At 61.5% G+C, this 16,532-nt stretch carries 14 protein-coding genes; 9 read left to right on the top strand and 5 right to left on the bottom strand.

Features of this window, described 5'->3' with window-relative positions; translation table 11 throughout:
* Nucleotides 1-155 precede the first annotated feature (155 nt).
* Genes nuoK through ACGYK7_RS05445 form a run of 7 tightly spaced genes read left to right on the top strand, consistent with a single transcriptional unit; the run spans nt 156 to nt 8,851 of the window.
* Nucleotides 156-461 carry an NADH-quinone oxidoreductase subunit NuoK gene (gene nuoK / locus ACGYK7_RS05475; RefSeq protein ID WP_007119508.1) on the top strand — a complete coding sequence of 102 codons (306 nt, stop codon included), beginning with the start codon at nt 156-158 and terminating at the stop codon, nt 459-461.
* Between the two features lie 4 nt (nt 462-465).
* Complete coding sequence (gene nuoL, locus ACGYK7_RS05470) at nt 466-2,598, top strand: NADH-quinone oxidoreductase subunit L (protein WP_394399786.1); 2,133 nt, start codon at nt 466-468, stop codon at nt 2,596-2,598.
* Nucleotides 2,598-4,160: an NADH-quinone oxidoreductase subunit M gene (locus ACGYK7_RS05465; RefSeq protein WP_394399784.1), complete on the top strand. Its 1,563-nt coding sequence runs from the start codon at nt 2,598-2,600 to the stop codon at nt 4,158-4,160. The genes nuoL and ACGYK7_RS05465 overlap by 1 nt, the downstream gene beginning before the upstream one ends.
* 14 nt (nt 4,161-4,174) lie before the next feature.
* Entirely contained in the window at nt 4,175-5,620 is a 1,446-nt protein-coding gene (nuoN, locus tag ACGYK7_RS05460; RefSeq protein ID WP_394399781.1) for an NADH-quinone oxidoreductase subunit NuoN, read from the top strand.
* A 32-nt stretch (nt 5,621-5,652) separates the two neighbouring features.
* Nucleotides 5,653-6,384 carry a biotin--[acetyl-CoA-carboxylase] ligase gene (locus ACGYK7_RS05455; protein ID WP_394399779.1) on the top strand — a complete coding sequence of 244 codons (732 nt, stop codon included), beginning with the start codon at nt 5,653-5,655 and terminating at the stop codon, nt 6,382-6,384.
* A 21-nt stretch (nt 6,385-6,405) separates the two neighbouring features.
* Complete coding sequence (locus ACGYK7_RS05450) at nt 6,406-7,182, top strand: type III pantothenate kinase (RefSeq protein WP_394399777.1); 777 nt, start codon at nt 6,406-6,408, stop codon at nt 7,180-7,182.
* 1 nt (nt 7,183) lies between these two features.
* Complete coding sequence (locus tag ACGYK7_RS05445; protein WP_394399775.1) at nt 7,184-8,851, top strand: ribonuclease J; 1,668 nt, start codon at nt 7,184-7,186, stop codon at nt 8,849-8,851.
* On the opposite strand, the gene ACGYK7_RS05440 is transcribed toward ACGYK7_RS05445, so the two are convergent.
* The 4 genes from ACGYK7_RS05440 to ACGYK7_RS05425 form a co-directional block, all read right to left on the bottom strand.
* Nucleotides 8,835-9,497 carry a hypothetical protein gene (locus ACGYK7_RS05440; protein ID WP_394399773.1) on the bottom strand — a complete coding sequence of 221 codons (663 nt, stop codon included), beginning with the start codon at nt 9,495-9,497 and terminating at the stop codon, nt 8,835-8,837. The two genes, ACGYK7_RS05445 and ACGYK7_RS05440, sit on opposite strands and share 17 nt — an antisense overlap.
* A gap of 100 nt (nt 9,498-9,597) precedes the next feature.
* Complete coding sequence (locus tag ACGYK7_RS05435) at nt 9,598-11,106, bottom strand: DEAD/DEAH box helicase (RefSeq protein ID WP_394399771.1); 1,509 nt, start codon at nt 11,104-11,106, stop codon at nt 9,598-9,600.
* A 149-nt stretch (nt 11,107-11,255) separates the two neighbouring features.
* On the bottom strand, nt 11,256-12,191 hold the full coding sequence (locus tag ACGYK7_RS05430) for a glycosyltransferase family 2 protein (RefSeq protein ID WP_394399769.1): 936 nt from the start codon (nt 12,189-12,191) through the stop codon (nt 11,256-11,258).
* Between the two features lie 79 nt (nt 12,192-12,270).
* Nucleotides 12,271-13,890, bottom strand: a complete 1,620-nt coding sequence (locus tag ACGYK7_RS05425; protein ID WP_394400394.1) for a peptide chain release factor 3 — start codon at nt 13,888-13,890, stop codon at nt 12,271-12,273.
* A 103-nt stretch (nt 13,891-13,993) separates the two neighbouring features.
* Between ACGYK7_RS05425 and ACGYK7_RS05420 the strand changes: the two genes are divergently transcribed.
* Nucleotides 13,994-14,377 (top strand): SnoaL-like domain-containing protein, encoded by a 384-nt coding sequence (locus ACGYK7_RS05420; RefSeq protein WP_394399767.1) that lies wholly within the window; start codon nt 13,994-13,996, stop codon nt 14,375-14,377.
* Here the strand turns inward: ACGYK7_RS05420 and ACGYK7_RS05415 are convergent.
* Nucleotides 14,374-15,387, bottom strand: a complete 1,014-nt coding sequence (locus tag ACGYK7_RS05415; protein WP_394399765.1) for a Hint domain-containing protein — start codon at nt 15,385-15,387, stop codon at nt 14,374-14,376. The two genes, ACGYK7_RS05420 and ACGYK7_RS05415, sit on opposite strands and share 4 nt — an antisense overlap.
* 136 nt (nt 15,388-15,523) lie before the next feature.
* On the opposite strand from ACGYK7_RS05415, the gene ACGYK7_RS05410 reads away from it, so the two are divergent.
* Complete coding sequence (locus ACGYK7_RS05410) at nt 15,524-16,303, top strand: SDR family oxidoreductase (protein WP_394399763.1); 780 nt, start codon at nt 15,524-15,526, stop codon at nt 16,301-16,303.
* Nucleotides 16,304-16,532: the final 229 nt, after the last annotated feature.

Here is a 16,532-nt window from a genome sequence, read left to right as displayed (position 1 = left end):
GGTCGTGGTGTTGATCGTCGTGTTTTTCGGCGGCTACAGCTTTATCGGCTAAAGCTTCGGCAATCCCGGTGGCAGCCGGGGCAAAGTGATACTAAAAGCCCCATCAAATGGGGCGCGACCAAAGCCCATCAAAGGGCGGGAACGTAAGGGACGACATGATCGGACTTGAGCATTACCTGACAGTGGCGGCGACGCTGTTTGTCATCGGCATCTTCGGGCTATTCCTGAACCGCAAGAACGTGATCATTCTGCTGATGAGCATCGAATTGATGCTGCTCGCGGTGAATATCAACCTCGTCGCCTTTTCCAGCTTCCTTGGTGATCTGACGGGGCAGGTCTTTACCCTTTTCGTGCTCACCGTCGCCGCGGCTGAGGCTGCCATCGGCCTCGCCATTTTGGTCTGTTTCTTCCGCAACCGTGGCTCGATCGCGGTGGAAGATGTCAACGTGATGAAGGGCTGAGGCAATGGAAACCACGATCCTATTCGCCCCGCTGGTGGGTGCCATCCTCTGCGGTTTCGGCTGGAAGATCATCGGTGAGAAGGCCGCCCAGTGGGTCGCCACCGGGCTGCTGTTCCTTGCCGCCTTCCTGTCTTGGGTGGTCTTCCTGACGCTGGACGGCCCGGCCGAGCAAATCCAGATTTTGCGCTTTATCGAAAGCGGCACGCTGAGCACCGACTGGGCGATCCGTCTCGACCGTCTGACCGCGATCATGTTGATCGTCATCACCACGGTGTCGAGCCTCGTGCACCTTTATTCCTTCGGCTACATGGCCCATGACGAGAACTTCCGCGATAACGAAAGCTATCGGCCTCGGTTCTTCGCCTATCTGTCTTTCTTCACCTTCGCGATGTTGATGCTGGTGACCGCCGATAACCTCGTGCAGATGTTCTTTGGCTGGGAGGGCGTGGGCGTGGCCTCCTACCTGCTGATCGGCTTCTACTTCCGCAAGCCGTCGGCCAATGCCGCGGCGATGAAAGCCTTTGTGGTCAACCGGGTGGGGGACTTTGCCTTCCTGCTTGGCATCTTTGGCCTTTACATGCTGACGGACTCGATCCGCTTTGACGATATCTTTGCCGCCGCACCCGATCTGGCCGAACAGTCCGTCACCTTCCTGTGGAACGACTGGAACGCGGCGAACCTGATCGCCTTCCTGCTGTTCCTCGGCGCGATGGGTAAATCGGCACAGCTCTTCCTGCACACATGGCTGCCCGACGCTATGGAAGGTCCGACGCCCGTATCGGCGCTGATCCACGCCGCGACCATGGTGACCGCGGGTGTCTTTCTTGTCTGCCGCATGTCGCCCGTGATGGAATTCGCGCCCGAGGCGATGGCTTTCGTGACCGTGATCGGCGCCACCACCGCCTTTGTCGCGGCGACCATCGGCCTTGTGCAGACCGATATCAAACGCGTCATCGCCTATTCGACCATGTCGCAGCTTGGCTATATGTTCGTGGCCGCAGGCGTGGGCATGTATTCGGCGGCAATGTTCCACCTCTTCACGCACGCCTTCTTCAAGGCGATGCTCTTTTTGGGCGCGGGCTCGGTCATCCATGCGATGCACCATGAGCAGGACATGACCAACTACGGCGGTCTGCGCAAAAAAATCCCCTATACCTTCTGGGCGATGATGATCGGCACGCTGGCGATCACCGGCGTCGGCATTCCTCTCACGCATATCGGTTTCGCAGGCTTCCTGTCGAAGGACGCGATTATCGAGAGCGCTTGGGGCGGTGGGTCGATGTATGGCTTCTGGCTTCTTGTGATCGCTGCGGCGATGACGAGCTTCTACAGCTGGCGCCTGATCTTCCTGACCTTCTTTGGCGCGCCGCGTGGCAACAAGCACACGCATGAACATGCGCATGAAAGCCCGATGGTCATGCTGATACCGCTTGGCGTTCTGGCGCTCGGTTCGGTCTTTGCCGGGATGATCTGGTACGGCAGCTTCTTTGGTCACGCGGATCAAGTTGGCAAATTCTACGGCATCCCGATGGCGGAAATGGCCGAAGGCGGCGACGCGCATGTCGAAGGGGCCGAGGAGGATCACGGTGCGACCGGGCCGGTCGATGGCGACCATGGCGCCGATGCGCTGGTCGAAGGCCATCAAGACGCGGGCGCGCATCACGAAGTCTTCGGCGGTGCGCCGGGCGAGGGGGCGCTTTACTTCGCACCCGACAACCATGTGCTGGAAGATGCCCATGCCGCGCCGAAATGGGTCAAGGTCTCGCCCTTCATCGCGATGCTGGCCGGTCTGATCATGGCGCTGTGGTTCTATATCTGGAGCCCGACCGTCCCGGGACGGCTGGCGGCAAACCAACGCCCGCTTTACCTGTTCCTGAAAAACAAATGGTACTTTGATGAGGTTTACGACGTGATTTTCGTGCGTCCTGCCAAAACGATCGGCCGGTTCCTGTGGAAACGCGGCGATGGCACTGTGATCGACGGCACGCTCAATGGCGTCGCCATGGGGATCATCCCCTTCTTCACCCGCCTCGCGGGTAAGGCGCAGACGGGCTATATCTTCACCTATGCCTTCGCCATGGTAATCGGCATCGCCGTTCTGGTGACATGGATGACGATGAGCGGAGGAGCGAACTGATGGACACGCATCTGCTTTCAATCATCACATTCATTCCGGCATTCGCAGCGCTGATCCTTGCGGTCTTCCTGCGGGGCGATGATGCTGCCGCCGGGCGCAATGCGAAATGGCTGGCCTTCATCACCACGACGGTCACCTTCCTGATCTCGCTTTTCGTGCTGTTCGACTTCGACCCGTCGAACACCGATTTCCAATTCGTGGATGAGGCCGACTGGCTTTTGGGCCTGAAGTATCGCCTCGGCGTCGACGGCATTTCGATCCTTTTCGTGATGCTCACGACCTTCATGATGCCGCTGGTCATCGCGGCCAGCTGGAACGTGGAGCATCGCGTCAAAGAGTATATGATCGCTTTCCTGCTCTTGGAGACCCTGATGCTGGGCGTCTTCATGGCGCTGGATCTGGTGCTCTTCTACCTCTTCTTTGAGGCCGGCCTGATCCCGATGTTCCTGATCATCGGTATCTGGGGCGGGAAAGAGCGTATCTACGCGAGCTTCAAATTCTTCCTCTACACCTTCCTCGGCTCGGTGCTGATGCTTGTGGCAATGGTGGCGATGTTTACCGAAGCGGGCACAACCTGCATCGGCGGCTGTGAGATCAGCCTGCTCACGCATAACTTCGGCTCCGAAAGCTTCGAGCTTCTGGGCATCCAGATCGTCGGCGGCATGCAGACGCTGATGTTCCTCGCCTTCTTTGCCAGCTTCGCGGTCAAGATGCCGATGTGGCCGGTGCACACCTGGCTGCCCGACGCCCACGTTCAGGCGCCGACAGCAGGCTCCGTGGTGCTGGCGGCGATCCTGCTCAAGATGGGAGGTTACGGCTTCCTGCGTTTCTCTTTGCCGATGTTCCCGGTAGGGGCCGAGGTGATGACGCCGCTGATCCTGTGGATGTCGGCCATCGCCATCGTCTATACCTCACTGGTGGCGCTGGTGCAGCAGGACATGAAAAAGCTGATCGCCTATTCCTCGGTCGCGCATATGGGTTTCGTGACCATGGGGATCTTTGCCGCCAATCAGCAGGGTGTCGATGGGGCGATCTTCCAGATGATCAGCCACGGTTTCATCTCCGGCGCGCTCTTTCTCAGCGTCGGCGTGATCTATGACCGGATGCACACCCGTGAGATCGACGCCTATGGCGGTCTGGTGAACCGGATGCCCGCCTATGCGCTGGTCTTCATGTTCTTCACCATGGCCAACGTGGGCCTGCCGGGCACATCGGGCTTCGTGGGGGAATTCCTGACGCTGATGGCGACCTTCCAAGTGAACACTTGGGTTGCGGCTGTGGCGACCACCGGGGTGATCTTCTCCGCCGCCTATGCGCTGTGGCTCTACCGCCGCGTGGTGATGGGCGACCTAATCAAGGAAAGCCTCAAGGCGATCACCGACATGACCCCGCGTGAGAAATGGATCATTGCCCCGCTGGTGGCGATGACCCTGATCCTCGGCGTCTATCCGGCGCTGGTGCTGGACATGATCGGGCCCTCCGTGGCTGCCCTGATTGAAAATTACGACATGGCGCTGGAGGCGGCTGATACAGCCGTGCAGACCGCCGATGCCTCGCATTAAGAAGGACTTGGCGCATGATATCCGCTGATCTGAACATCATTCTGCCTGAGATCGTCCTCGCGGGCTTTGCCCTGCTTGGCCTTCTGGGCGCGGTCTATACGTCGAAAGACAAGGCCGCCGGGGTGCTCGTCTGGGTGACCGCGGTGGTGATGGTGCTGCTGGCCGGTTGGGTGGCCATGTCCGGGGACGGCACCACCAATATCGCCTTCCACGGCATGTTTATCGACGACACTTTCGCGCGTTTCGCCAAGGTGACGATCCTGCTTTCGGCTGCTGCCGTCTTGGTCATGTCGGAAAACTATATGAAACTGCGTGGATTGCTGCGGTTCGAGTATCCGATGCTTTTTGCCTTGGCGGTCGTCGGCATGATGATGATGGTCAGCGCGGGCGACCTGATGGCGCTCTACATGGGGTTGGAACTGCAGTCTCTGGCGCTTTACGTCGTAGCCTCCCTACGCCGCGACTCGGTCAAATCCACTGAAGCGGGCTTGAAGTATTTCGTGCTTGGCGCGCTCAGCTCGGGCCTGCTGCTCTATGGCGCATCGCTGGTCTACGGCTACGCCGGGACCACGCTGTTTGCGGGCATCATCACCACGGCGCAGACGGGCGGCACTTCGCTTGGCCTGCTCTTTGGTCTGGTGTTCCTGATTTCGGGCCTTGCCTTCAAGGTCTCCGCCGTGCCCTTCCACATGTGGACACCGGACGTTTACGAAGGCGCGCCCACGCCGATCGCGGCCTTCTTTGCCACGGCGCCCAAGGTCGCGGCGATGGGTCTGTTTGCCCGCGTGATGCATGACGCCTTCGGGCAGATCGTCAGCGATTGGAGCCAGATCGTCGCGCTGCTTTCGGTGCTGTCGATGTTCTTTGGCTCGGTCGCGGCGATCGGTCAGACCAATATCAAACGTCTGATGGCCTTCTCCTCCATCGCGCATATTGGCTATGCACTGATGGGTCTGGCCGCAGGCACCGCTTTTGGCGTGCAGGCGATGCTGGTCTATATGGCGATCTATGTGACCATGAACCTCGGCACCTTCGCCTTTATCCTGCTGATGCAGAAAGACGGCGCGCCGGTGACCGATATCACCCTGCTCAACATGTATGCCAAGACCAACCCGGGCCGTGCGCTGGCGATGCTGGTGCTGCTGTTCAGCCTTGCGGGCGTCCCGCCGATGCTGGGCTTTTTCGGCAAGTTCTATGTGCTGCGCGCGGCCTATGACGCCAATATGACATGGCTGGCCATCGCGGGCGTGATCGCCAGTGTGATCGGTGCCTATTACTACCTGCGCATCGTCTTTTACATGTACTTTGGTGAAGAGCGTTCGGACACGCTCGACCAGCAGAACGGTGGCGTGCTGACCGTGGTGCTGATGGCCTCTGCCCTGATCATGATCGTCGGTATCGCCAATATGTTCGGGGTCGAGGGCGTGGCTGCATCGGCAGCGGCATCGCTGGTGAACTGAGCGGTGCGGCACGAGATCGGCCAGTCCCGCGCATGACCCCTTGGCCGGAAGGCTATGGCCGGCGCGTCTATGACACGCTCGATTCCACCCTCTCAGAGGCAGCGCGGTTACAGCAAGAGCTGACCGCGCCGACTTGGATCTTGGCGCTGGAGCAGACGGCGGCGCGCGGGCGTCGGGCCCGGAGCTGGGCCACACCCCGCGGCAATTTCGCAGCCACCCTGATGATGCCGCGCAAAGAGCCTCCGGGCGTTGCCGCGCTGCGTTCCTTCGTGGCCTCGCTTGCGCTCTACCGCGCGTTCGTCGCAGTGACGGGGCGAGAGGATGCTTTTGCCCTCAAGTGGCCGAATGACGTTTTGCTGCGCGGCGGCAAGGTCGCTGGCATCCTGCTGGAGAGCGTGGGCGAGCATCTCGCGATCGGCATCGGCGTGAACCTCGCCCATGGACCGGAGGCAAGCAGCCTTGAGCCCCGCGCGTTGCCTGCGGTGACCCTGCGCGAAGCGGGGGCGAACGTGAGCGCGGAAGAGTTCCTTGACGTGCTTGCGCGGGAATACGCCGGTCTGGAAGAGCAGTTCACGACCTATGGGTTCAGCACGATCCGCAGCGCGTGGCTGGCCAATGCCGCGCGGCTCGGAGAGGTCATCACCGCGCGCACCATGCGCGATGAGATGACCGGCGTTTTCGAAGATGTAGACAGCGCGGGCAATCTGATCCTGCGCACCCGCGACGGCGCGGTGCCCATCACCGCGGCGGACGTGTTTTTCTAAAATCGGGGGAGGGGAGGCACCATGCTTCTGGCAATCGACTGTGGCAACACCAACACCGTGTTCTCTATCTGGGACGGGGATGCGTTCATCGCCACATGGCGCACGTCAACCGAATGGAAACGCACCGCCGACCAATATTACGTTTGGCTCAACACCTTGATGCGGCTTCAGAATATCGACGCCGACATCACCGATATGATCATCAGCTCGACGGTGCCGCGGGTGGTGTTCAACCTGCGCGTTCTCGCGGACCGCTACTTTAACACGCGGCCTTTTGTTGTCGGGAAACCGGGCTGCGCGCTGCCGATCGACGTGCGGGTCGACGAAGGAACGCAGGTTGGTCCGGACCGGTTGGTGAACACCGTGGCAGGCTTTGACCTCTATGGCGGTGATCTGATCGTGGTGGATTTCGGCACGGCCACGACCTTTGACGTGGTGGCCGATGATGGGGCCTATATCGGCGGCGTGATCGCGCCGGGGGTGAACCTCAGCCTAGAGGCGCTGCACAATGCCGCCGCCGCCCTGCCGCATGTCGATATCTCGAAACCGCAGTCGGTGATCGGCACCAATACGGTGGCCTGTATGCAGTCCGGTGTCTTTTGGGGTTATGTCGGGCTGGTTCGTGAGATATGTGAGCGGATAAGGGCGGAACGTGCAAGACCCATGCGGGTTATCGCCACGGGGGGTCTGGCACCGCTGTTTCAGCAGGCAGTCGACCTGTTCGATGATTATCAAGATGAACTCACGATGCACGGGCTGACCGTGATCCACGATTATAATAAGGACAAAGCTGAATAATATGAGCAGCGAACGATTTATCTATCTGCCCCTCGGTGGGGCGGGTGAAATTGGCATGAACGCCTATGTCTATGGCTACGGCAAGCCCGGGAAAGAACGGCTGATCGTCGTCGACATCGGTGTCGCCTTCCCGGACATGGACAGCACCCCGGGCGTCGACCTGATCCTGCCCGACATCACTTGGCTGAAAGAGCGCCGCGACCAGATCGAGGCGATCTTTATCACCCATGCCCACGAAGACCACATCGGCGCCATCGCGCATTCCTATGAGGTGCTGAAGGCGCCGATCTATGCGCGCGCCTTTACCGCCAATATCGCCCGCCGGAAGATGTCCGAACACGGCCACCCCGAGGATGCGGTCACCACCGTCAGCGCATGGCCCGAGCAGATCACCGCAGGTCCGTTCAAAGTGGGCTTCCTGCCGATCTCGCATTCGATCCCCGAATCCTCGGCCATGGTGATCGACACGCCCGAAGGGCGCACGATCCACTCCGGCGACTTCAAGATCGACCGGACGCCGGGCGTCGGCGAAGCCTTTGACGACGCGCTTTGGGCCGATGTTTGCAAAGATGGCGTCAAGGCGCTGATCTGCGACAGCACCAATGTCTTCTCGGCCCATCCCGGTCGCTCCGAAGCCACTGTAGGCCCGGAGATCGAGAAGCTCGTCAGCAGCGCCGAGGGCATGGTCGTCGCCACCACCTTTGCCTCCAACGTGGCGCGGGTCAAAACGCTGGCCGAAGCCGGTGCGCGGGCAGGGCGGTCGATCGTACTCTTGGGCCGTGCGATGAACCGGATGGTCGAAGCCTCGATCCAGACCGGTGTGATGAAAGATTTCCCGCCCGTCATCTCGCCCGAAAACGCCCGCGCGATCCCGCGCGAGAACCTGATGTTGCTGGTCACCGGCAGTCAAGGGGAGCGCCGCGCGGCCTCTGCGCAACTGGCGCGGGGCAAGTATCAGGGGATCGAGTTGAAAGAGGGCGATCTCTTCCTCTTTTCGTCGAAAACCATTCCAGGCAATGAGCGTGGCGTGATCTCGATCATCAACCAGTTCTCGGAAAAGGGCGTCGATGTTGTCGACGACTCCTCGGGCCTCTACCATGTGTCGGGCCATGCCAACCGCCCCGATCTGGAAACGCTCCATGCCATCGTGAAACCGCAGGTTCTGATCCCCATGCACGGGGAGCACCGCCACCTGCGCGAACACGTCAAGATCGCCGATGCCAAGGGCATCACCGGCGTTCTGGCGGTGAACGGCATGATGGTGGACCTGTCGGGCAACCAGCCCAAGGTGGTTGAGCATGTCGACACAGGCCGCATGTATCTGGACGGTTCGGTTCAGGTCGGCGCGCTCGATGGTGTGATCCGCGACCGTATCCGCATGGCGCTGAACGGCCATGCCACTGTGACGCTGATCCTAGATACCGATGACGAGCCTTTGGGCGAGCCTTGGGTCGATCTGATGGGCCTGCCGGAAACGGGCCGCTCCAACGCGCCGCTCGTGGACGTGCTGGAACAAGACCTCAGCCAATGGCTGAACCGTCAGAAAGCCGCCACCCTGCGGGATGACGACAAGCTGAATGACGGTCTGAAAAAGGTCGCGCGCCAGTCGTCCTATGACGAAATCGGCAAGAAGCCCGAAGTCACCGTGGTGGTCAGCCGTCTGAGCTGACCTCCGCGTCACCGCTGCACATATAGACCGCGCCGCCCACCGCGACCACGCTCACCCCCGTGGCCGCAAGGGCGGCGGGGGTCGACAGTGCAGTGGCCAGCGTGCTGCCTGTTGTCGCCAGATTGGCGCTGAGGGCAGATGCCCCTCCCGTCAAAATGAACGCCCCCGATTTATGCGCCACGGCGCGGAGGTTGTCTGGCTGGCTCAGCGTGTCCACAGCGGAGCGTGCGATGTTCTTGCTGATCTCGACGGTCTCTTCCTTGGTGGTGTTCACCCGCTCGCAGAAGGTCTTCTTGCAATAGCCGCGATAGTTCCGCGCGCCGGGGATCAGGAAATGCCCGTCTTCGGGGGTGGCGGTCAGGCAATAGCCGTCGATCTGATCCAGCGGCACGGTGGTGGCGAGGTAGTCGAACAGCACCCCGCTATCGCAGGCGGGCGGCGTGCCCCAAAGCTTGCTCCACTTCCGCGCCGGCCAATTCATGAGCCGCTCGCGGGTGCCGACCTCTTCGGCGAAATTGGCGAAATTTTCCGCCTCCACCACAACTTCGGCGCCATTGACCTCGGCCCGGCAGCGTTCGGCGCTGGCGGGAGCGGCGGTAAGGGCGGTCAGGGTAAGGGCGAGGGCGAAGAGGGCGGGGCGCAGCATGATGGTCCTATCTGGTGGGTTTCCCTTCACATAGCACAGACGAAAAAGCCGCCAATCCCGGCAGGGATCGGCGGCGAATTCATGCCCGCGGTGGCGGGGATTAGATGCGTTCGCGGAAACTCAGACCAATGAAGTCGGGCGTGTGATCGCCCAGACCGACAACGCGGTTGTCGCTACCGCCGCGTTTGTCGCCCCGGCCCCGTCCGCCGCGCGATTTCTTCTCGTCCTTGTTGCCGCGGACCGATTTGCGCTCGTCCTGCGTGGCCTCTGCCTTTTCGGGCTGCGCTTTGTCATCGGTTTTGGCGTCAGCCTTGACCTCGGCCTTTTCGGCCTGCGGTTGCTTGTCCTCGACGGGTGCCTCGGCAGGTTTGTCGGCCTTGCGGCTGCGCGAGCGGGTCCGCTTGGGCTTGTCATCGGACTTGGCCGGGGTGTCGGATGCCTCCTCGGCGGGTTTCGCTTGGCCAAGCGGGTTTTCGATGCGCGGAATTTCCTTTTGCACCAGACGCTCGACATCTTCGAAGTTCTTCTCGTCGCGCGGCTGGCAGATCATGATCGCCTTGCCATCGCGGCCCGCGCGGCCGGTGCGGCCAATGCGGTGAACGTAATCCTCGGCATGGCTGGGCACGTCGAAGTTGAAGACATGGCTCACGCTCGGCACATCGAGGCCACGCGCGGCCACGTCCGATGCCACGAGGAAACGCAACTCGCCAGCGCGGAACCCTTCCAGCGTTTTGGTCCGCTGGCTTTGGTCCAGATCGCCATGGATCGGGGCCGCGTCATAGCCGTATTTCTTCAGCGATTTTGCGACGATATCCACGTCCATCTTGCGGTTGCAGAAGATGATCGCATTGGTGCATTTCTCGCCTTCGGCGTCGATCAGCAGGCGCAGCAGCTTGCGCTTCTCGCTCGCCTCGCGGTCCTTGCGCGAGCCTTTGAACATGACGACGCCCTGTTCGATATTCTCGCTCGTGGTCGCCTGACGCGCCACTTCGATCCGCTCAGGGTTGCTGAGGAAGGTGTTGGTGATCCGCTCGATCTCGGGCGCCATGGTGGCCGAGAAGAAGAGCGTCTGCCGGGTGAAGGGCGTAAGGCCGAAGATCCGCTCGATGTCCGGAATGAAGCCCATGTCGAGCATCCGGTCGGCCTCGTCCACGACCATGACCTTGACGTCTGACAGGATCAGCTTGCCACGCTCGAAATGGTCCAAAAGACGGCCCGGCGTGGCGATCAGCACGTCGACACCCTTGTCGATCAGCTTGTCCTGTTCCTTGAAGGACACGCCGCCGATGAGCAGCGCCTTGGTCAGCTTCAGATGCTTGGAATAGGTGTCAAAGTTCTCAGCCACCTGCGCGGCCAGCTCCCGCGTGGGGCAGAGCACAAGGCTCCGCGGCATCCGCGCGCGTGCCCGGCCACGGGCGAGAAGTGACAGCATCGGCAGCGTGAAGCTGGCTGTCTTGCCGGTGCCGGTCTGGGCGATGCCCAAGACGTCACGGCCTTCGAGAGCGGGGGGAATGGCGCCCGCCTGAATAGGTGTGGGCGATTCGTAGCCAGCCTCTTCAATAGCTTTGAGGACCTTGGCATTCAGGTTCAGATCGGTAAATTTTGTCATGTGCGTCCGAGTTGAGCGGACACTGACTTGGCCCGCGGCAGCAATACAAGCCGGCCCGAATGGCCCAAGGGGCGGCATTTGCCGCGGCATGTTGCGAAAGCGCATAGCAAGTTGCGGCCCAGCCGTCAAACACTTGCCCTCTCAGGCGCTTATCTGGGGAGGTGGCGCGACACCTTTGCATCAAGGCCGAGTTCGGCGAGGCGCAGCAGCCCATGGGATTTCAACGCTGCGCGCAGCTCGGGCGTATCGGCGCAGACCTCATCGAAAAAGGCGCGCAATCCCGGCTCACCCCCTTCGGATTCGATCATGGAAAAAAGTTCGTGCATCGACAATCCGCCGCGGTCGCGGGGGCGGTTCGGGGCCAGATCGGCGCGGTAAGAGCCTTTTTCAAGCCGGTAGCGATAGGCGGCGAGCCACTCCGGCCAGCTTTTCGCGTGAAGATGCGCCAGATCGATGCCGGGCTGCTGCTCTGGCCCGTCGATCAACGTCTCTTTCTGAAAGGCGTTGTGGATTTGAAGACGCACTTCCGCCATCCCGGTGCGAACGAAAACTTTCCCGGCCAGATGGCTCAGAAAGCCACCTTTGACGTAGTCGCCATAGGTCGGATAAAGCGCCGAGACGATCCGGGCGCGCTCGGGGCCGTTCGGAACGAAGGCTTTGAAGGCAGTGGCATCTCCCGCCAAAGCCTCCATCGGGCGGATGCGGGCGATTTTCTGCGCCGGGGGCAGGGTGGCAAGCACCTCTTCTACGGGGCGCTCAGAGACGAGGAATTCGTCCACATCCATATGGATCAGCCAATCCACATCATCCGCCCGGTTATAGGCGCGGGTCGCGTTCTGGCTTTGACGGACTTGGTGCTTTTGCGGACGTTTACCGCAGAGCTTTTGCCAATAGGCTTCATCACAGGTGGTGACACGGATTTTCGGATGGGCCTTCAGGCTTTCGAAAGCCTCTGGGTTCTCAGCATCGAGGTATAGGTAGAGGCGATGCGCGCCCGCCTCCAGATGGTAGGCGGCAAAGCGTCGTATCTCCTCTGCGGGGGCCAAGATCGTGGCAACCAGCCCCCATTTCGTCGGCGTTGTCATTGCGTCTCCCCAGTTGGGGTTAGAATGCCATGATTGGCCACGAAATCAAGGCTTTCCGGCCCCGGGGGCGCGGGCCGTTTTACACCATCATTTCCTTGGTCGCGGTCAGCTTCACATCCGGGTAATCGCGCTCGACCCGGTCGATGTCCCATTGCAGGCGGGTCAGGTAAACGATGTCGCCATCATGGTCATGCGCGATGTGCTGTTTGTTGCTTTCGGTAAACTTATCAACGGCTTGCTTCGTTCCGTTCACCCAACGGGCCGAGGTGAACTGAGACGGTTCAAACCGAACCGGCAGGCCATATTCCAACTCGATCCGGCTGGAGAGCACTTCGAATTGCAACTGGCCGACAACGCCCACGACAAACCCTGACCCGATCGAGGGTTTGAACACTTTTGCAGCACCTTCTTCGGCGAATTGCATCAGCGCTTTTTCAAGGTGTTTCGCCTTCAGCGGATCTCCCGCGCGGACCGATTGCAGCAATTCGGGCGCGAAGGAGGGGATGCCGCTTACGCGGAGCGCTTCGCCTTGGGTCAGCGTGTCGCCGATGCGCAGCTGCCCGTGGTTGGGGATGCCGATGATGTCACCGGCCCAAGCCTCCTCGGCCAACTCGCGGTCGGAGGCGAGGAACATCACCGGGTTGGAGACGGTCATCGGCTTTTTCGTGCGCACATGGGTCATTTTCATGCCGCGCTCGAAATGCCCGGAAGCGAGGCGGACAAAGGCCACACGGTCGCGGTGCTTGGGGTCCATATTGGCCTGCACCTTAAAGACAAAGCCCGCGACCTTGTTCTCTTCGGGCAGGATTTGGCGCGGGGTGGCGGCTTGGATTTGCGGCTCCGGCCCGTATTTGGCGATGCCTTCCATCAATTCGCGCACCCCGAAGGAGTTGATCGCCGAGCCGAACCAGATCGGCGTCAGCGTGCCTTCGTGCATCGCCTTGAGGTCCAGCGGCGGCAGCAGTTCGCGCGCCATTTCAAGGTCTTCGCGCAGTTTCTCCAGCAGCGCGGCGGGGACATGTTCGGCAAGTTTGGGGTCGTCCAACCCTTCGATCTTGATGCTGTCGGCGACGCGGTTCCGGTCGGCGCGGTCCATCAGTTCCAGCCGGTCGCGCAGCATGTCATAGCAGCCCACGAAATCGCGGCCCACGCCGATGGGCCAGCTTGCGGGTGTCACGTCGATGGCGAGGTTCTCCTGAATCTCGTCGATGATTTCAAAGGTATCGCGGCTTTCCCGGTCCATCTTGTTACAGAAGGTCAGGATCGGCAGGTCGCGCATCCGGCAGACTTCGAAAAGTTTCTGCGTCTGGCTTTCCACGCCTTTCGCGCCGTCGATCACCATCACGGCGGCATCCACCGCCGTCAGGGTGCGGTAGGTATCTTCGGAAAAGTCAGAGTGGCCGGGCGTGTCAACGAGGTTGAACCGGTAGTTGGTGTCACCGCTATGGAAATCGAACGACATCGCCGAGGCCGAGACGGAAATGCCCCGGTCCTTTTCCATCGCCATGAAGTCCGAGCGCGTGCGCCGGGCCTCGCCCTTGGCGCGCACCTGGCCGGCCATCTGAATGGCCCCGCCGAACAGCAGGAACTTTTCAGTCAGCGTGGTTTTGCCCGCGTCAGGGTGGCTGATGATCGCAAAGGTGCGACGGCGCGCGATCTCGGGCGGCAGGGCGGGGCGGTTTTGCGGCGTGTCCAACATCCGACCCATATAGGACGGGCCGCGACCGGGCGCAATCTGGCCATTGATGCGAATCGCAGGCTGGCATAGGGTGAGAACATAAGGGGTACATGGAGGGGATGCGATGGAACTGAAAGAGATCGCCCGCGAATTGGTGGCGGGCTGCCGTGCGGGGAATGCTGCAGTGCGTGCGAACCTTGATCGGCTCTATGCCGACGATGCCGTCTCGGTCGAGGCCGCTGATATGGGCGGGCAGGGGCGAGAGACCCAGGGCGTCAAGGCGATCCACGGTAAACATGACTGGTGGGAAAACGCGATGGAGGAACATAGCACCGAGGTGATCGGCCCGTTTTACTTTGGCAACAGTCAGTTCAGCGCGATGTTCAAGGTCGATGCCACCGATAAGCAAAGCGGTGAGCGGTTCCAGATGGAAGAGATCGGCGTGTACCACGTCAAAGACGGCAAGATCGTCCGGGAGGAGTTTCACTACGCCGTCGAGGCGCCTTAACGGGTTGAGGCTTTGCGCAACAGGGCCGCCGCGTCGGGGCGGTCAAGCAGTGCCTCTGCCAGATCGAGCCCGGCATGGGGCAGATCGGAATGGCCGGGGATCACCTCGCCCAAGGCTTCGGCCATATCCGGCGGCAGGACCGATCGGGTGCGGCTATCCACCAGCATGGATTCGGCGGCGATGCCCTCGGCGTAGATGATCTGATGCCCGTCAAAGAGTAATTGGAAGTAATCGACAAAGCCGCCGTCCTGCACCGTGACGCTGTCGCCGTTGACCAGATGCCGCGCTTTGACCAGCAGTTCGGACCGACCCGCGCCCATCTCGTCACTGCGTTGATAAATGAAAAGCCGGTGATCGGGGCTGACGATCAGGTCGTGCTCGTTGTTGAGCGTGCCTGCGCGGATGCGGATCGGGGCAAACTCGCCCACCGCGCGCAGGGTGCTTTGCCCGATCCAGCGCAGGGTTTGCACGCCATCATCGCGGGTCAGGATACGGTCTCCAACGCGCAGATCTTCGATGGGCCGCAACTCACCCGTGCTGAGCGAGATATGGGTGCCGCGCGTGAAAGAGACGCAGGCGAGTTGGCCGAACTTTTGCCGCGCGGTCTGGGTGTCGATGCCCACGATCCGGTAGCCGGTCTGCGGTGTCAACGGGCCCAGCGGGAGAAGGTAAACCTCTGCCGCGTGGCCGTGTTGATCGACCTCCACCAGCAACAGCGCCTCTTGGGTCTGCCCGTCGGGTGACATCAGCGTGAGCAGGCTGTCGAGATGCAGATCACCCCCGGGGCGGCCCACGCCGGTCTCTTCAACGAGGCGGAATTGATCGCCGGGCAGGGTTAGCAGCGACAGGCGCTGCGGCTCTGCCGCGCGGTCCAACTCATAGACATCATCCAGCACCAATTCGGCGGCAAAAGACAGCGCATCGCCCATGTTTGCCCCATCGCTCGCGCGGAATTGCCCGGCGCGGTAGACGGCGATGTTCTGTGCGGGGGCGGTGCGGCTGCGGGACATGACGGGCCTTTGGTTCTGGGGCTTTCGCCAGTGAGCTAAGCTAGAATTATGGCCCCGATGGGTCAAGGCTCGGGTGATTTGCTGGCATTGGCGGCGCGGCGTGGTAGGCATATGCAAATGCATAGGAGGAATCGAAATGGATTTGGGAATCAAAGGGAAGAAGGCGCTGGTCTGTGCCTCGTCCAAGGGGTTGGGCCTTGGCTGCGCCGAGGCGCTGGCGGCGGCAGGGGTGAACCTTGTGATGAACGCCCGCGGCGCAGAGGCGCTTGAGGCGTCTGCCGAGCGCATCCGTCAGGAACACGGCGTCGAAGTCACCACCGTCGCGGCGGATGTGGCCACGGAAGAGGGGCAGGCGCTGGTCATCAAGGCGGCCGAGGACTGTGACATTCTGGTCAACAACGCGGGCGGCCCGCCTCCCGGCATGTGGCAGGATTGGGACCGCGAGGATTTCATTAAGGCGCTCGACGCCAATATGCTGGCCCCCATCGCGCTGATCAAAGCGCTGGTGCCCGCCATGATGGAGCGCGGCTGGGGCCGGGTCGTCAACATCACCAGCCAGTCGGTGCGCGCGCCGATCCCCGTTCTGGGGCTGAGCAACTCCGCCCGCACCGGGCTTACCGGCTATGTCGCGGGCACCGCGCGGCAGGTGGCGGGCAAGGGGGTCACGATTAACAACCTTCTTCCGGGCATCCATGCGACCGACCGGGCAGATTCGCTCGACGCCAATGTGGTCAAGCAAAAGGGCATCACGCTGGACGAGGCCCGCGCCGAGCGGCAGGCGGGCATCCCTGCGGGGCGTTATGGCACGCGTGAGGAATTCGGCGCGACCTGTGCCTTCCTTTGTTCGCAGCACGCGGGCTTCATCGTGGGGCAGAACCTGTTGCTGGATGGCGGCGGCACCAATCTGACCATGTAAACCCTCCATGGCCGGGGCGCGCGTCCCGGCCATGACCCGTCGCGGCGGATCACATTCCTGACAGCAGCGGTTTCAGTGCTGGCCCGGATTGCAAGCGGCGGCTAACCCTTGTGGATCAGCTTCTCGCAAAAGGTCCGCCGCCCATGCAAACCACATGGTGTGATTGCGGCGGTCGCTCTCCAGTGGCGAACGAGGTCCGGTATGTTGGCCTCATGGATATAAGCCGTGA

The sequence above is a fragment of the Sulfitobacter sp. 1A15299 genome, assembly GCF_043556915.1.
GTDB lineage: Bacteria > Pseudomonadota > Alphaproteobacteria > Rhodobacterales > Rhodobacteraceae > Sulfitobacter.
Note: the sequence above shows the minus strand (reverse complement) of the source record. Positions and strands in the feature narration are given on the sequence as shown.

What these genes read in the sequence shown, in the direction of transcription:
- nuoK (WP_007119508.1), top strand. Translation starts at nt 156, where the DNA reads ATGATCGGACTTGAGCATTACCTGACAGTGGCGGCGACGCTGTTTGTC.
- nuoL (WP_394399786.1), top strand. Translation starts at nt 466, where the DNA reads ATGGAAACCACGATCCTATTCGCCCCGCTGGTGGGTGCCATCCTCTGC.
- ACGYK7_RS05465 (WP_394399784.1), top strand. Translation starts at nt 2,598, where the DNA reads ATGGACACGCATCTGCTTTCAATCATCACATTCATTCCGGCATTCGCA.
- nuoN (WP_394399781.1), top strand. Translation starts at nt 4,175, where the DNA reads ATGATATCCGCTGATCTGAACATCATTCTGCCTGAGATCGTCCTCGCG.
- ACGYK7_RS05455 (WP_394399779.1), top strand. Translation starts at nt 5,653, where the DNA reads ATGACCCCTTGGCCGGAAGGCTATGGCCGGCGCGTCTATGACACGCTC.
- ACGYK7_RS05450 (WP_394399777.1), top strand. Translation starts at nt 6,406, where the DNA reads ATGCTTCTGGCAATCGACTGTGGCAACACCAACACCGTGTTCTCTATC.
- ACGYK7_RS05445 (WP_394399775.1), top strand. Translation starts at nt 7,184, where the DNA reads ATGAGCAGCGAACGATTTATCTATCTGCCCCTCGGTGGGGCGGGTGAA.
- ACGYK7_RS05440 (WP_394399773.1), bottom strand. Translation starts at nt 9,497, where the DNA reads ATGCTGCGCCCCGCCCTCTTCGCCCTCGCCCTTACCCTGACCGCCCTT.
- ACGYK7_RS05435 (WP_394399771.1), bottom strand. Translation starts at nt 11,106, where the DNA reads ATGACAAAATTTACCGATCTGAACCTGAATGCCAAGGTCCTCAAAGCT.
- ACGYK7_RS05430 (WP_394399769.1), bottom strand. Translation starts at nt 12,191, where the DNA reads ATGACAACGCCGACGAAATGGGGGCTGGTTGCCACGATCTTGGCCCCC.
- ACGYK7_RS05425 (WP_394400394.1), bottom strand. Translation starts at nt 13,890, where the DNA reads ATGTTGGACACGCCGCAAAACCGCCCCGCCCTGCCGCCCGAGATCGCG.
- ACGYK7_RS05420 (WP_394399767.1), top strand. Translation starts at nt 13,994, where the DNA reads ATGGAACTGAAAGAGATCGCCCGCGAATTGGTGGCGGGCTGCCGTGCG.
- ACGYK7_RS05415 (WP_394399765.1), bottom strand. Translation starts at nt 15,387, where the DNA reads ATGTCCCGCAGCCGCACCGCCCCCGCACAGAACATCGCCGTCTACCGC.
- ACGYK7_RS05410 (WP_394399763.1), top strand. Translation starts at nt 15,524, where the DNA reads ATGGATTTGGGAATCAAAGGGAAGAAGGCGCTGGTCTGTGCCTCGTCC.